The organism is Terracoccus sp. 273MFTsu3.1 (assembly GCF_000383675.1).
GTDB lineage: Bacteria > Actinomycetota > Actinomycetes > Actinomycetales > Dermatophilaceae > Terrabacter.
The window spans coordinates 17,667-31,405 of record NZ_KB911825.1 but is presented as its reverse complement, the minus strand read 5'-3'; the positions used below and the strand labels follow the sequence as shown (position 1 = coordinate 31,405).

Annotated in this window: 12 protein-coding genes; 3 read left to right on the top strand and 9 right to left on the bottom strand. The window is 72.5% G+C overall.

Annotation, left to right across the window (positions count from 1 at the left end):
- The first annotated feature begins 60 nt into the window (after nucleotides 1-60).
- Nucleotides 61-591 carry a 2'-5' RNA ligase family protein gene (locus tag H283_RS0117035; RefSeq protein ID WP_028785688.1) on the top strand — a complete coding sequence of 177 codons (531 nt, stop codon included), beginning with the start codon at nucleotides 61-63 and terminating at the stop codon, nucleotides 589-591.
- A gap of 24 nt (nucleotides 592-615) precedes the next feature.
- Entirely contained in the window at nucleotides 616-1,710 is a 1,095-nt protein-coding gene (locus H283_RS0117030; RefSeq protein WP_043650020.1) for a YihY/virulence factor BrkB family protein, read from the top strand.
- A gap of 3 nt (nucleotides 1,711-1,713) precedes the next feature.
- Here the strand turns inward: H283_RS0117030 and H283_RS0117025 are convergent, their stop codons facing one another.
- The 6 genes from H283_RS0117025 to H283_RS0116995 all read right to left on the bottom strand — a co-directional run bounded on the left by H283_RS0117025 (nucleotide 1,714) and on the right by H283_RS0116995 (nucleotide 9,023).
- Entirely contained in the window at nucleotides 1,714-2,589 is an 876-nt protein-coding gene (locus H283_RS0117025) for a hypothetical protein (RefSeq protein WP_020144734.1), read from the bottom strand.
- Between the two features lie 12 nt (nucleotides 2,590-2,601).
- Entirely contained in the window at nucleotides 2,602-4,158 is a 1,557-nt protein-coding gene (locus tag H283_RS0117020) for a D-alanyl-D-alanine carboxypeptidase family protein (RefSeq protein ID WP_081633914.1), read from the bottom strand.
- A 74-nt stretch (nucleotides 4,159-4,232) separates the two neighbouring features.
- A complete protein-coding gene (locus tag H283_RS0117010; RefSeq protein ID WP_020144731.1) occupies nucleotides 4,233-4,976 on the bottom strand; it encodes a succinate dehydrogenase/fumarate reductase iron-sulfur subunit in 744 nt (247 codons plus the stop codon).
- Complete coding sequence (locus H283_RS0117005) at nucleotides 4,973-7,006, bottom strand: fumarate reductase/succinate dehydrogenase flavoprotein subunit (protein ID WP_020144730.1); 2,034 nt, start codon at nucleotides 7,004-7,006, stop codon at nucleotides 4,973-4,975. The genes H283_RS0117010 and H283_RS0117005 overlap by 4 nt, the downstream gene beginning before the upstream one ends.
- A 3-nt stretch (nucleotides 7,007-7,009) precedes the next feature.
- The gene (locus H283_RS0117000) at nucleotides 7,010-7,732 is read right to left on the bottom strand and encodes a succinate dehydrogenase cytochrome b subunit (RefSeq protein ID WP_043649981.1); all 723 of its coding nucleotides are present in this window, start codon (nucleotides 7,730-7,732) and stop codon (nucleotides 7,010-7,012) included.
- Nucleotides 7,733-7,844: 112 nt separating this feature from the next.
- Nucleotides 7,845-9,023: a glycosyltransferase family 1 protein gene (locus H283_RS0116995; protein WP_020144728.1), complete on the bottom strand. Its 1,179-nt coding sequence runs from the start codon at nucleotides 9,021-9,023 to the stop codon at nucleotides 7,845-7,847.
- A 100-nt stretch (nucleotides 9,024-9,123) separates the two neighbouring features.
- Between H283_RS0116995 and H283_RS0116990 the strand changes: the two genes are divergently transcribed.
- Nucleotides 9,124-10,092, top strand: coding sequence for an SDR family NAD(P)-dependent oxidoreductase (locus tag H283_RS0116990; protein ID WP_020144727.1), 969 nt, complete (start codon nucleotides 9,124-9,126; stop codon nucleotides 10,090-10,092).
- Nucleotides 10,093-10,125: 33 nt separating this feature from the next.
- On the opposite strand, the gene H283_RS26825 is transcribed toward H283_RS0116990, so the two are convergent.
- The 3 genes from H283_RS26825 to H283_RS0116975 are packed head-to-tail and all read right to left on the bottom strand — an operon-like array spanning nucleotide 10,126 to nucleotide 13,675.
- Nucleotides 10,126-10,926, bottom strand: coding sequence for a GNAT family N-acetyltransferase (locus tag H283_RS26825; protein ID WP_020144726.1), 801 nt, complete (start codon nucleotides 10,924-10,926; stop codon nucleotides 10,126-10,128).
- Nucleotides 10,927-10,983: 57 nt separating this feature from the next.
- On the bottom strand, nucleotides 10,984-12,573 hold the full coding sequence (locus H283_RS0116980; protein ID WP_028785683.1) for a hypothetical protein: 1,590 nt from the start codon (nucleotides 12,571-12,573) through the stop codon (nucleotides 10,984-10,986).
- A 13-nt stretch (nucleotides 12,574-12,586) separates the two neighbouring features.
- Nucleotides 12,587-13,675 carry a mannose-1-phosphate guanylyltransferase gene (locus H283_RS0116975; RefSeq protein WP_020144725.1) on the bottom strand — a complete coding sequence of 363 codons (1,089 nt, stop codon included), beginning with the start codon at nucleotides 13,673-13,675 and terminating at the stop codon, nucleotides 12,587-12,589.
- Nucleotides 13,676-13,739 lie beyond the last annotated feature (64 nt).

Below are 13,739 nucleotides of genomic sequence, written 5' to 3'. Positions count from 1 at the left end.
GGGCGAAGCCGGACGACCCACGGCACTCGCGTGCCGGTCGAGTTCGGTACGGTCGGGTCCGTGAGTGTTGCGCGCCCCACGACGATCGGCGTCTCGATCCCGATCCCGGCTCCGCACGGTGACTATCTCCAGCGTCGCCGGGCGGACTTCGGTGACCCCCAGGCCTGGCAGATCCCCGCGCACATCACCCTGCTGCCGCCCACCGAGGTCGACGCCGAGGTCTATGCCGCCTTCCGGCGCCACTGCGCCGCGGTCGCCGCCGCGCACGCCCCGTTCGACGTCGTCCTGCGTGGCACGGGCACGTTCCGTCCGCTGTCCGACGTCGTCTTCATCCAGGTGGCCCGGGGCGTCTCGAACTGCGAGGCGCTCGAGGTGTCGTTGCGCTCGGGTCCGGTGAGCCGCGACCTCGAGTTCTACTACCACCCGCACGTCACCGTGGCGCACAACGTGCCTGCCGAGTCGCTCGACCTCGCCTTCACCGACCTCGCCGACTACTCCGTCGCGTTCGAGGTCGGCGCGTACCACCTCTACGAGCTGGGCGAGGACGACGTGTGGCGTCCCGTGCACGAGTTCACCCTCACCGGGGGCTGACGGGTGCCGGCGCTGGGGCCCGTCATGGACCGGCTCAAGGCCCTGCCTCCGTACCGGGCGTGGACCCGCTTCAGCAGGTCGAGCGGCAACCTGCTCGCGGCCGGGGTCAGCTACTACGCCTTCTTCTCCATCTTCCCGGCGCTCGCGCTCGCCTTCGCGATCTTCGGCTTCGTCCTGCAGGACCGCCCCGATCTCGTCCTCGCGATCGCCGACTCGCTCAACAACGCCCTCCCCGGCATGGTCAAGACGCCGACCAACCCGGACGGCATCATCAGCATCGAGGCCCCGGCGAGCCTGACACTGACCCTGACCGGCATCATCTCGTTCGTGACGCTGCTGTTCGCCGGCATGGGGTGGGTCCGGGCCCTGCGCACCGGCATCCGGGGCGTCTTCGGCCTGGAGGTCGCGACACACGCCATGGTGCGGACCACGGCCCGTGACCTGCTCGTCCTCGTGACCGTCGGTACGGCCGTCGCGGTCTCGGCGATCCTCACGAGCAGCATCGGGGGTCTGGCCGAGCAGGTCGCCGGGTGGGTCGGTCTCGAGGGCAACGGGCTCCTCGTGGGCCTGGTCGGACTTCTCGTCGGCGTCGTCTTCGACACCTTCATCCTCGTCGTCCTGCTGCGGACCCTCTCGGGGGCACCGCTGCCGCTGCGCGACATCCGTCAGGGAGCGGTGATCGGCGCCGTCATCCTCACGCTGCTCAAGCTTTTCGGCGGCTTCCTCGTCAGCCATGCCACGGCGAACCCGCTGCTCGGGGCGGTCGCCCTGTCGGTGGGACTGCTCTTCTGGCTCGACCTCATGTCCAAGGTCATCCTGCTCTCGGCCGCGTGGGCCGCGAACGACGTCGACCTCGACGCCCTGGGCGACGACACCGGCCGCTCGACGCTGTCCAGGGCCGCTCGCCCCGTCTTCCTCTCCCCGGTCGCCTCCGGTGCCGACACGAGCCTCGTGCCGTATGCCGCAGCCCCCCTCGCGGTGGCGCCCGGGCACGCAGACGTGGCTGTACGGGACGGCGCCGGCTCCCGCGCGGTCGACCGGGTCAGCCTCGCCGCGGGTGCGGTCGTCGGTGCCGCGGTCGCAGCGGCGGTGGCCGGGGCGCGTCGGCTACGGCGCTGACGGTCAGCGGCGGAAGCGGGGCCCGACCCATTGGGGTAGGCGCGCCACGACCGTCGCCTCGAGCGTGAGGAGCGCGCGACGCTCGGCGTCGTCGCGCCACGACCTGCCGTCGCGCTCGACGACGCCCGTCGAGAGGTCGTTCGTCTCGTACCGCACCGTCGTGAGCGTGGCCCGGTGGCGACGGACGGCTCGCTGGTGGGCCTCGACGCGGTACTCGAACGTGTAGGGGTGAGGTGCGTGGCGCACGGCCGCGGCCGGTGCGAAAGCGCGCCAGATGGGCCCGACGAGGTCGGCTCGGCGGAGCAGGAAGAGCTGGTCGCTGAAGCCCCACCCGAGGGCGAAGTCACCGACGTGGTCGACGGCCTCACCGAGCGGTCCGGGCTCGCCGGGCGCCACCGACCAGCCGAGGGAGGTGTGGAAGACGCGCGGGTCGTCGCCCAGCAGCTCGAGCGACGGGGTGAGCCAGTCGGTCGGGACAGGCAGCCGGGTCTCGGCGTCCCAGCCGAGCAGCCAGCGGGTGCCGACGACGTGTGGCATGACGAGGCCGTAGTCGAGCAGGTACGGACGTCGTCGGAGCACCCGCGCCGGGAGCCGGGCGGCGCGCAGGGCCTGCGGGAGGTGGTCGGCGACGAAGGCATAGGCGCTGATCTCCCCGGCAGCACGGAGGGCCTCAGCCCGCTCCTGGGCGTCGGCACGGTCGGCGACGTTGTTGACCAGCGCCACCACCTCGTCGCTCTCGCGGCGGTTCTGGGCGGCGATGGCCGGGAAGAACCCGGGGCTGAGCACGTCGCGGTAGGTCCGCTCGTACGTGTTGACGACGAGCCCGACCGAGTCCGAGCCGCCCCGGCCGACCGGGGCGTGCGACGAGACCCCTGACATGGGGTCAGCGTCTCACGCCGTGCGACGTCGGCGGCGGGCGAACGCGAGGAGCACGACGCCGATGGTCACCACGACACCGGCCGCGGCGAGCACGACGAGCGACCTCGTGCGGTCGGATGCCGTCGTCTCGCTCGCCGGGGCCGCGACCGGCGCCGGGGTCCCGGTCCCTGCCCAGGTGCCCGGCAGGGTCCCGGAGCCGACGCCGGTGCCGGTCGCGCCGTCGCTGGGCAGCACCGGCAGCTCGGGTGCGGCGGCGGGTGCAGCGGCCTCGCCGGGCTCGACGAGGCGCCCGACGGGCGTGACCCGGTCGGCGTTGGCGAAGCCCCAGTCGAGCAGGGCCGCCGTCGGCTTCCACGAGCCGGTGATGCTGCCCATCTGCGCCACGACGAGGGTGCGACCGCCGCGGGTCGCCGCCCCGATGAAGGTGTGCTGCGCGCGGTCGGTGCGACCGGGTTTGATGCCCACGGCGCCGGGGTAGTGCCGCAGCAGCTCGTTGATGTTGTAGACGTGGAAGGCGGGCCACACCTTTCCGTGCTTGTCCTTCCCACCGGGGAAGACGCTGTCGCGCTTGGTGATCGTGGCGCGGAAGGCCGGCAGGCGCATGGCGTCGCGCCCGATGAGCGCCAGGTCGTAGGCGCTCGACCGCTGGGCGCCGTCGTCGAGACCGCTCGGGTCGACGGTGAGGGTGTCGTGGGCCCCGACCTCACGGGCCGTGACGTTCATCAGCTCCACCGTGGCCGCGTAGCCGCCTGCGGCGTCGGCGAGCGCGTAGACGGCGTCGTTGGCCGAGAACATCAGCATGGCGTCGAAGAGGCTCGAGACGGGGTAGCGGTTGCCGGCGAGGATGCCGACGCGTGACCCGGCCGCGTCCTGGGCGTCCTGGCCGGCGACGACGACCCGTCGTGGGTCGAGGCGTGGCATCAGCGTCAGGGCGGTGAGGGTCTTGAGGGTGCTGGCCGGGCGCAGCCACGCGTGCGGCGACTTGGCCGCGAGGACCTCGCCGGTGTCGAGGTCGGCCACGACGTACGAGACGTCGTAGACCTCGGGCGGCGCCGGCACGGAGGCCGGCCGGTCGACGACGACCCCGGACTCGGCCAGGCGCGAGCCGCCGACGACCGTCTCGGGCTTCCACGCGGGGTGGGCGAAGGGGGTGGGTGGTGCGTTGCGGCACACGACGCGGACCTTCGGCGGCTTGGCCGGCGTCGTCGAGCCGGTCGGTCGCGGGACCGGCACCGGAGCCTGCGCCGTCGCGGGGCTCGTCGCAGAGGTCGTCGCAGAGCTCGTCACGGAGGGTCGCGCGGTCGACGCCCGAGCAGCGGGCTCGTCGGTGGGGAAGACCCTCGGCGTCAGCGTGACCCCCACCGGGACGGCCTGACGCGTCTGCCACGGAGCACACGTCGGTGCGGCGACGGGTGCTGCCGCGGGTGCGACGCGGGGGAGGGGCGTCACGGAAGCCGGCGGGACGGCATACGCCGTCGTCAGGGCGAGCCCGAGTCCGAGCGCGCTGAGCGCCGCGCCCGCGACGGGGACCGTCCACGGGCGATGTCGGGCCGGGTCTCTGGGCGTCATCGCCGGGAAAGACTAACCCGCCCCGGATGCTCCGGGGCGGGTCGTCGGGGGTCCTGCGGTGGGCGCGTCGCGCCTCACTCGCCGCGCATCAGGGCGCCGCGCAGGTCCTTGTTGAGCTGGTTGATGACGTCGAGCGGGATCTCCTTGGGGCAGGCCGACGAGCACTCGCCGATGTTCGTGCAGCCGCCGAAGCCCTCGAGGTCGTGCTGGGTCACCATGCTGACGACACGGGCGTCGCGCTCCGGCTGGCCCTGGGGGAGCTCGCCGAGGTGGGTGATCTTGGCGCCCATGAAGAGCATGCCGGACGCGTTCGGGCAGGCCGCGACGCAGGCACCGCAGCCGATGCAGGCCGCCGCCATGAAGGCGCGGTCGGCCTTGGGCTTGGGCACCGGCACCGAGTGGGCCTCGGGGGCCGAGCCGGTGTTGGCGCTGATGAAGCCGCCGGCCTGGATGATGCGGTCGAAGCTGCCGCGGTCGACGACGAGGTCCTTGATGACCGGGAACGCGTCGGCGCGCCACGGCTCGATGGTGATCTCGTCGCCGTCGGAGAAGCTGCGCATGTGCAGCTGGCAGGTCGTCGTGACCTCGGGGCCGTGGGCCTTGCCGGAGATCATGAGGCCGCACATGCCGCAGATGCCCTCGCGGCAGTCGGAGTCGAAGGCGATCGGCTCCTCGCCGCGAGCGTTGAGCTGCTCGTTGAGCACGTCGAGCATCTCGAGGAACGACATGTCCTCGGAGATGTCGGTGACCGGGTAGGTCACCATCTCGCCCTTGGCCTTGGGCCCCGACTGGCGCCAGATCTTGAGAGTCAGATTCACTTGTAGCTCCGCTGCTTCATCTCGACGAATTCGTAGACCAGGTCTTCCTTGTGCAGGACCGGCGCGCCGTCCTGACCGCCCCACTCCCACGCGGCGACGTAGGCGTACTCGTCGTCGTGACGCAGCGCCTCGCCGTCCTCGGTCTGGGACTCGGCGCGGAAGTGGCCACCGCACGACTCGCGACGGTGCAGCGCGTCGATGCACATCAGCTCACCGAGCTCGAGGAAGTCGGCGACGCGGCCGGCCTTCTCGAGGCTCTGGTTGAGCGTGTCGGCGCTGCCGAGCACCTTGACGTTGCGCCAGAACTCGTCGCGCAGGCCGCGGATGAGGTCGATCGCCTTGAGCAGCCCCTCCTCGGAGCGCTCCATGCCGCAGAACTCCCACATGATGTTGCCGAGCTCCTTGTGGAAGGAGTCGACCGAGCGGTCGCCGTTGATCGACAGGAGCTTGGAGACGCGTGCATCGACCGAGGCCCTGGCCTCGACGACGGCCTCGTGGGACTCCTCGAGCTTGGGGAAGGGCCCCTTGGCGAGGTAGTCGCGGATCGTGTTCGGCAGGACGAAGTAGCCGTCGGCGAGGCCCTGCATGAGGGCCGAGGCGCCGAGACGGTTGGCCCCGTGGTCGGAGAAGTTCGCCTCACCGGTGACGAAGAGGCCCGGGATGCTCGACTGGAGGTCGTAGTCGACCCACAGGCCGCCCATCGTGTAGTGCACCGCCGGGTAGATGCGCATGGGCACCTCGTAGGGGTTCTCACCCGTGATCCGCTGGTACATGTCGAGCAGGTTGCCGTACTTCTCCGCGACGGCCTCGGCGCTCATGCGCTTGAGGGCGTCGGTGAAGTCGAGGTAGACGCCGCGGCGGAAGTCGCCGACCTTCGGGCCGACGCCGCGACCCTCGTCGCAGACGTTCTTGGCCTGGCGGCTCGCGATGTCGCGCGGGACGAGGTTGCCGAAGGAGGGGTAGATCCGCTCGAGGTAGTAGTCGCGGTCCTCCTCGGGGATCTCGCGCGGGTCCTTCTCGCAGTCGGCGGCGTTCTTCGGCACCCAGATGCGGCCGTCGTTGCGCAGCGACTCCGACATGAGGGTCAGCTTGCTCTGGTGCTCGCCGGCCACGGGGATGCACGTCGGGTGGATCTGCGTGTAGCAGGGGTTCGCGAAGTGCGCGCCCTTGCGGTGCGCGCGCCACGTCGCAGTGACGTTGCTGCCCATCGCGTTGGTCGAGAGGAAGAAGACGTTGCCGTAGCCGCCGGAGGCGAGCACGACGGCGTCGGCGAGGTGGGTCTCGATCTCGCCCGTGACGAGGTCGCGGGCGATGATGCCGCGCGCCTTGCCGTCGACGACGACGACCTCGAGCATCTCGTGACGGCTGAACATCTCGACCGTGCCGGCCGCGACCTGGCGCTCGAGCGCCTGGTAGGCGCCGATGAGCAGCTGCTGGCCGGTCTGGCCGCGCGCGTAGAACGTGCGCGAGACCTGCACGCCGCCGAACGAGCGGTTGTCGAGCAGGCCGCCGTACTCGCGGGCGAACGGCACGCCCTGCGCGACGCACTGGTCGATGATGTTGGCGCTGACCTCGGCCAGGCGGTAGACGTTCGACTCGCGGGAGCGGTAGTCGCCGCCCTTGACCGTGTCGTAGAAGAGACGGAACGTCGAGTCGCCGTCCTCCTTGTAGTTCTTGGCGGCGTTGATGCCACCCTGCGCGGCGATGGAGTGCGCGCGGCGCGGGGAGTCCTGGTAGCAGAAGGACTTCACGTTGTAGCCGGCCTCGCCGAGCGTGGCCGCGGCGGCGCCACCGGCCAGGCCGGTGCCGACGATGATGACGGTGAGCTTGCGACGGTTGGCCGGGTTGACGAGCGCGGCGTCGAACTTGCGCTTGTTCCAGCGGGCCTCGATGGGTCCCTGGGGGGCCTTCGTGTCGGCGATCGGCTCGCCCTCGGTGTAGAGGCCGTGCACGACGCCGGGCGCCGCCTCGCGGGCGGGAGCCGCGGGGGCTTCGGGCGCGACGGTGCTGGCTGTCTGGGTGTCGGTCATGGATCAGTTCCCCTTGACGATTCCGAACAGGATGGCGAGCGGCGGGAGCGCGAAGCCCACGGCGGTCACGAGCGCGATGACGGTGGCGGTCGCCTTGGCGGTCCGGCGCGACTTCGCGTTGTTGGTCCAGCCGAGGGTCTGCGACGCGCTCCACACGCCGTGCCACAGGTGCATGCCCAGCGCGACGAGCGCGAGCAGGTAGATGACGACGACCCACCAGACCTGGAAGCTCGAGATGACGAGCTTGCCGGCGCTGTCGCCGGCGGCGTCGGGACCGACGTTGAACTTGAGGATCGTGAACTGGAGCAGGTGCCAGACGAGGAAGAGGAGCAGCGCCACCCCACCCCAGCGCATCATCTTGCTCTTGACGGTCGCCTTCGCGGCCGCCTTGGCCACGTAGCGGTTCGTGCGGGCGCCGCGGGCCCTGCTCCACAGGTAGAACGCGGAGTACGCGTGCGCGACGAGCGCGACGACGAGCAGGGCGCGGAAGAGCCAGAGGAACCCGCCGAACGGCAGGATCGGCGTCAGCAGCGTGCGCAGGTGCAAGGCGTACTCGTCGAACGCCTCGACACCGCCGAAGATCTTGAGGTTGCCGTACATGTGCACCAGCACGTAGAACACGAAGAGCGCGCCCGAGAGGGCCATGAGCAGCTTCATGAACACGGTGGTGCGGCGTGCCGACGCAGGTCGAGGAGTTCCCGTCGCTGGGAGAGTGTTGGTGGCCACGTCCCGCACCCTATCGCCGCGGTTTCCGCACCCGAATTCCTACCCGCTGGTAAACGGCTCGGTGTGACAATCACGACAAGAACCCTCGACAGCGAGGGCGTATGCCGTCCGCTCAGGCCGCGCGCCCGGCGCGACGGTCCCGGACGACCTGGCCGTAGTGTCCGGCGAGGCTCGCGACGAGGGCGGACCACGACCGGGCCCGGACCCGCGTCCGTCCACGCCGTCCCAGGTCGGCGGCGTGGCCGGGGGAGTCGAGCACCCGACTCGCCTGCGCGCGTAGGTCGCCCGTCCGGTCCGGGTCGAAGAGGTAGCCGTTGTCGCCGTCCGTGACGAGGTCGACCGGGCCGCCCCGGCGCGGCGCGACGACGGGCAGGCCGGTCGCGCAGGCCTCCTGGATCGTCTGCCCGAACGTCTCGGCGGTCCCGGTGTGGACGAAGAGGTCGAGGCAGGCATAGGCCCGGGCGAGGTCGTCACCGTGGCGGGGCCCGAGAAGGACGGGCGTCCGGTTCGGCCGGCCCGACGAGGCGGCCACGGCCTCCGCGAGGAGGGCGCCCAGCGCGCGTCGCGAGGGACCGTCGCCCACGACGACGAGACGGGTCCTCGGGAGGTCGGCGAGCTCGGCGAGGCGCTCGACCTCCTTCTCGGGGGCGAGGCGCCCGACGTAGCCGACGAGCTGCTCGCCGGCCGGGGCGAGCTCCCGGCGCAGGGCCCGGGTCAGGGCGTCGAGTCGCCACGTGGGGTTGAAGAGGCTGGCGTCGACGCCGCGTCCCCACAAGGCGGTCCGTGGCACGGCCTGGGCCCGGAGGTCGGTCAGCGCCGCCGACGAAGGAGCGAGGGTGAGGTCGGCCCAGCCGTGGATGCGGCGGATCCAGCGCCACGTCGTCGCGGCGGCTGCCGCCCCGGCCGGCCCGGGGCTGTGCTGTCGGACGTACGCGGCCACGTCGGTCTGGAAGACGGCGACCGTCGGCAGGTCGAGCCGGCGGGCCGAGGCGAGCCCGCGCGCACCGAGGACGAACGGGCTGGCGACGTGGACGACGTCGGGCGCGAAGCCCTCGAGCACCCGTTCGATCTCCGGCGTCGGCAGACCGACGTCGAACTGGCGCACCGGGACGGAGGCGACCCGGTGGACGGGCGTCCCGCAGAAGACGTCCGGCCAGTCCTCACGGGTCCGCGGCGCGATGACGACGACGTCGTCGCCGCGGCGGCGCAGCTCCTCGACGACGCGACAGACGCTCGTCGTGACGCCGTTGACGGTCGGGAGGAAGGACTCGGTGACGATGGCGACGCGCACGGTTCCACGGTCCCGAGTGCGCGCCGGTCGCGGGCGACCTCCCGGGGTGTGTGCGGTGACACCTCGGTGACGACCTCGTGCGCGCACCTAGGGTGGGGCCATGGTGCTCCACGCAGCGGCCGCGGCCCTCGACTGGGCCATGGACAAGTCCCTGGTCCTCGGCTACACGAAGATCGGGCCCGCCGTGCGCCGTGCCTGGTGGCCCCACGACCCGGTGCCCGGGGCGCTCGTCGGGCGGCACGTCCTCGTGACCGGCGCCAGCGGTGGCCTCGGCCTGGCGACGGCCCGAGGTCTCGCGCACCTGGGCGCCGTCGTGCACATCACCGGCCGCGACGCCTCCCGTCTCGACGACGCCCGCTCGCGGCTGCTCGACGAGCAGCCCCTCGCCGAGGTGACGGCCCACGTCGCCGACGTCAGCGACCTCGCCGCCACTGCGGAGTTCGCGCGCCGCTTCGTCGCAGAGGTGCCCCGGCTGCACGCCGTCGTCCACAACGCCGGCGTCATGCCGCCGGCGCGCACCGTCACGCCGGAGGGCCACGAGCTGACCCTCGCCACCCACGTGCTCGGCCCGCACGTGCTCACCTACGGTCTCCGAGAGGCGCTCTCCGGCGGGAGGGTCGTGCTCGTGACGTCCGGTGGCGCCTACGGGCAGCGGCTCGACGTCGACGACTGGGAGTACGCCTCGGGCGACTACTCCGGTGTCACGGCGTACGCCCGGACCAAGCGCATGCAGCTGGTCCTCACCGAGCTGTGGGCGCGCGACCTCGCGTCCGACGACATCCGGGTCCACTCGATGCACCCGGGATGGGCCGACACCCCGGGAGTCACCGACTCGCTCCCTCGTTTCGCCGCGCTCACAGGGCCGTTGCTGCGTGACGCCGACGCCGGGGCCGACACCGCGGTGTGGCTCACGGCCACCGCCGACGCGATCGGCACCGGAGGGTTCTGGCACGACCGGCGACGGCGCGCGACGCACTACGCGCCGGTCGGGGTCGAGACGCCGGAGCAGGTCGAGCGGCTCTGGGAGCTCGTCCGCGAGGCGACCGGGGTGCCCGCGACGGAGGCCTGAGCGGGCCGGACGGCATACGTCCTCGCTCGACGGTCAGGGGCGCAGCCAGCAGGTCCAGCGCTCGATCCGCTGGTAGCCGAGACGCTCGTAGACGGGCTGGCCGTCGTCGCTCGCGATGAGCACGGCACCCTGCTCGGGCCATGCCGACGTCGCCGCCCACGTGAGCACAGCGCCGGCGCCCTTGCCGCGGGCGCCGGCGAGCACCGCGACGTTCTCGACGACGGTGACGCCGGCAGCCGAGTGGGCCGCGGAGGTCGCGACCGGGGTGTCGCCGTCGTAGCCGACGAAGACCTTCGTGGGCCCGGCGACGACGTCGGGCCGGTAGAGGTGACCGGGCGGCAGCCCGGCCATGTCGGGCATCGGGTACCCCTCGACGAGCACCCGCTCGGCGTCCTGCAGGTGCTGCTCGGTCGTGGCCTCACGGACGTCGAGCGAGGTCGACGCCGAGGTGTCGGTCGTGGTGGGCCGGGACATGAGCGGCGGGTGGCCGACGAGAGCCAGACCGTGGCTGGTGAGGTCGGGCGTCGGGAACGGGCTGATGACGATCGCCGAGACCCCAGCCGCGTATGCCGCCGAGATGGCTTCCACGGTCAGTGCCCAGTCGCGCGGCGGGCTCGTGACGATCGCCCAGTTGAGCAGGGCCGAGGAGCCACCGCCCCGACCGGCGCACCAGCTCGGACCCTCGGAGAAGGTCCCGCGCGCGGCTGCGGTGAGCGCGCGCGCCCACGAGACGTGCGCGAGGACCGCCTGGCGCACGAGCGAGTCGGTCGGCGGGAGGTCGTCCTCCCAGCCGGTGGTGAGGTGTTCGCCCTCCTCGGGCAGCATCGAGCTCATGCCACCACTGTCGACCCGTGGCGGCCGGTGCGGCGCGGAACCCGGGAACGGCGCTGCTCAGGGGCTGCGGCGAACGCAGACCTGGGAGCCTGTGGTCCGCACGCAGTCGTAGCCGGTGGCCACGAGGGCCCGGACGCGCGCCACGTAGGCGTTCCAGTCGGGCTCGCCCGCCTCGGGCCGCACGGTGTCGTCGACGATGACCGCGTCGGCCCGGGGGAGGCAGGCAGCGGTCAGGTCGAGGATCGCGGCCGGCTCGAGGGAGTACTGGTGGAAGCGGGGACACACGAGCTCGAGCCCGCGCAGGCCCACGGCGTGGGCGGTGGCGTCGTTGGCCCCGGCGCGGGCGTACGTCCTCACCCCGGCCAGGGAGTCGAGGACGACGCTGTCCGGGGACTCCCGTTGGAGCAGCTGGACGTTCGCGGGGACGGTGCGGGCGGTGGTGAGGCTGAAGTACGGGTGGAGAGCCCCGGCCGTGAGGTAGCCCGTGAGCAGGACGACGAGGGGCGCCCGCCAGCCCACGGCCATGCCGGAGAGACGGGTCGCCACGAGGGCGACCGCGAAACCCCCTGGGGCAGAGAGGGTCTGGGCGTGATGTGGCCACGTGGCGGTGGCCGCGATGACGACGAGGCCGAGGGTCAGCGACACCACGACGAGGTCCCAGAGGACCGCGGCGGAGATGTTCGGTGCCGGTGTGGCCGGGTCCCGGGGCGTGGTCGTGGCCGCTCCGATCACGGGGCCGTCATCCGGTCGCGGGCGTCGCCACGAGCGCGGGATCGCGAGCAGCACGACGACGAGCGTCGCGATGGTGACCGTGCCGGCTCCTCGCCCGTCCTCGGGAAAGGCGCGCAGGAGGTGGCCGATGACGGGGCCGTACTGCGACGCAGCGAGCTCGCCCTCGGCGTAGTCCGCGTTGAGCCTGAAGTTCTCGACCCATCCGGGCAGCTCGCCGCGAAGCCACATCGCGCCGAGGCCCACGGCGAGCAGCGCGCTGGCCCCGGCCGCAGCCCGGGCCAGCCCGGCTAGCCCACCCGTCGGCCTCCGGTGGAGGGCGACGACGAGCAGGGCCCCGGCGACGACCGGGGCGAGGATGAGCTTCGTGAGCAGCAGGAGGCCGACGAGCACCCCGGCTGCGACCCAGCGGGACCGTACGGCGCACGCGACGGACGCGAGGAGGAGTGCGAGGCCGGGGAGGTGCGTCATCCCGCTCTCGTAGGGGGGCCCGGTCAGCAGCAGCGGTGTCGCGCCGAGACCTGCGACGAGAGCGAGGCCACGGTTCGCGCCCGCCGAGCGGGCGAGCACGAGCACCGAGAGGCCCGCGCCCAGGACCCAGAGCACCTCGAGCGCCACGTCGGCGAGCGGTGACACGAGGCGACCGAGGGCGAGGGCGTAGTAGAAGAGGGGGTCCTTGTTGTCCCAGACGTCGACGTAGAGACGGTCGCCGGCGAGGAGTCGCTCGGCCACCGAGACGTAGGTGCCGTGGTCGCCGAACGTGCTTGGCACCAGTCGCGGCAGCGTGACGACCCACGCGAGCACGATCGCCACGACGGTGACGACGCGCACCGAGGCCGCCGAGGCCGCGGAGGTGGGGGAGCCCTCCCTCCCGGACGCGGCCGGCGCCGTGACGGACGTCTGCGGGGCGCTCGTCACGGCTCGGCCGATCTCAGAGCAGCTCGGTGCGGCCCCGGGCGGCCAGGGTCTCGACGACCTTCTTGACCTCCTGGGCGCGGTCCGGTCGGGTGATGAGCAGGGCGTCCTGCGTGTCGATGACGACGATGTCGTCGACGCCGATGAGCGCGACGATCCGTCCCCCTGCCGCCACCGTGGCGGTCGAGTCGATGCTGATGATGTCGTCGGCCGGGCCGATGGCGGTGATGCCCGGCATGTCGCTCGACTCGGCGACGAGCTTAGTGAGCGAGTTGAAGTCGCCCACGTCGTCCCAGCCGAGGGCCGCGGGCACGACGGCGACGCGGCCCGCGGCGGCGGCAGGCTCGGCGACGGCGTGGTCGATGGCGATCTTCTGGAGCGACGGCCACAGGTCCCGCATGCGGCGGGGGTCCGCGGCGATGGTGCGCAGGTGGTCGACCATCTCGGCGTGGTTCTCCGCGAGCAGCTCGAGCAGGGTGGTCGCGCCGACGACGAACATGCCTGCGTTCCAGCGGTACTCGCCGCTCTCGAGGTAGCGGGTCGCGGTCTCGAGGTTCGGCTTCTCGACGAATTCGTCGACGCGGTGTGCGCTCGGGGCGCCGACGACGTCGAGCGGCGCGCCGAGCCGGATGTAGCCGAAGCCGGTGGCCGGCTCGGTCGGCTCGATGCCGATGGTGACGAGCTCGCCGCGCCGGGCGAGGACGACCGCCTCGGCGACGGCCCGCTGGAAGTTGTCGGGCTCGGTGATGACGTGGTCGGCGGCGAACGAGCCGAGCACTGCCTCGGGGTCGCGTCGCTCGAGGACGGCGGCGGCGAGGCCGATGGCGGGCATCGAGTCCCGGGGCGACGGCTCGCCGATGACGGCGTCGTAGCCGAGCATCGGGAGCTGGCGACGCACAGCCTCCTCGTGGGCGACCCCGGTGACGACGAGGATCCGGTCGTCGACGAGCGGCTCGAGGCGGTCCCACGTGGCCCGCAGGAGCGACTGCCCGGACCCGGTCAGGTCGTGCAGGAACTTCGGCGAGCTGCGGCGCGAGATGGGCCACAGCCGGGTGCCCGAGCCGCCGGCGGGGATCACGGCCCAGAAGCCGGGGATGCCTGTCATGGGGGACACCGTACCGACCCGTCCGTCGATGCCCGAACCCGTCCGGAGCCACCGGCGCCCGGGT

Excerpts from the sequence above, each read along its gene's own strand:
- H283_RS0116975 (WP_020144725.1), bottom strand. The coding sequence starts at position 13,675 with ATGACAGGCATCCCCGGCTTCTGGGCCGTGATCCCCGCCGGCGGCTCG.
- H283_RS0117030 (WP_043650020.1), top strand. The coding sequence starts at position 616 with ATGGACCGGCTCAAGGCCCTGCCTCCGTACCGGGCGTGGACCCGCTTC.
- H283_RS0117005 (WP_020144730.1), bottom strand. The coding sequence starts at position 7,006 with ATGACCGACACCCAGACAGCCAGCACCGTCGCGCCCGAAGCCCCCGCG.
- H283_RS26825 (WP_020144726.1), bottom strand. The coding sequence starts at position 10,926 with ATGAGCTCGATGCTGCCCGAGGAGGGCGAACACCTCACCACCGGCTGG.
- H283_RS0117025 (WP_020144734.1), bottom strand. The coding sequence starts at position 2,589 with ATGTCAGGGGTCTCGTCGCACGCCCCGGTCGGCCGGGGCGGCTCGGAC.
- H283_RS0117020 (WP_081633914.1), bottom strand. The coding sequence starts at position 4,158 with ATGACGCCCAGAGACCCGGCCCGACATCGCCCGTGGACGGTCCCCGTC.
- H283_RS0116990 (WP_020144727.1), top strand. The coding sequence starts at position 9,124 with ATGGTGCTCCACGCAGCGGCCGCGGCCCTCGACTGGGCCATGGACAAG.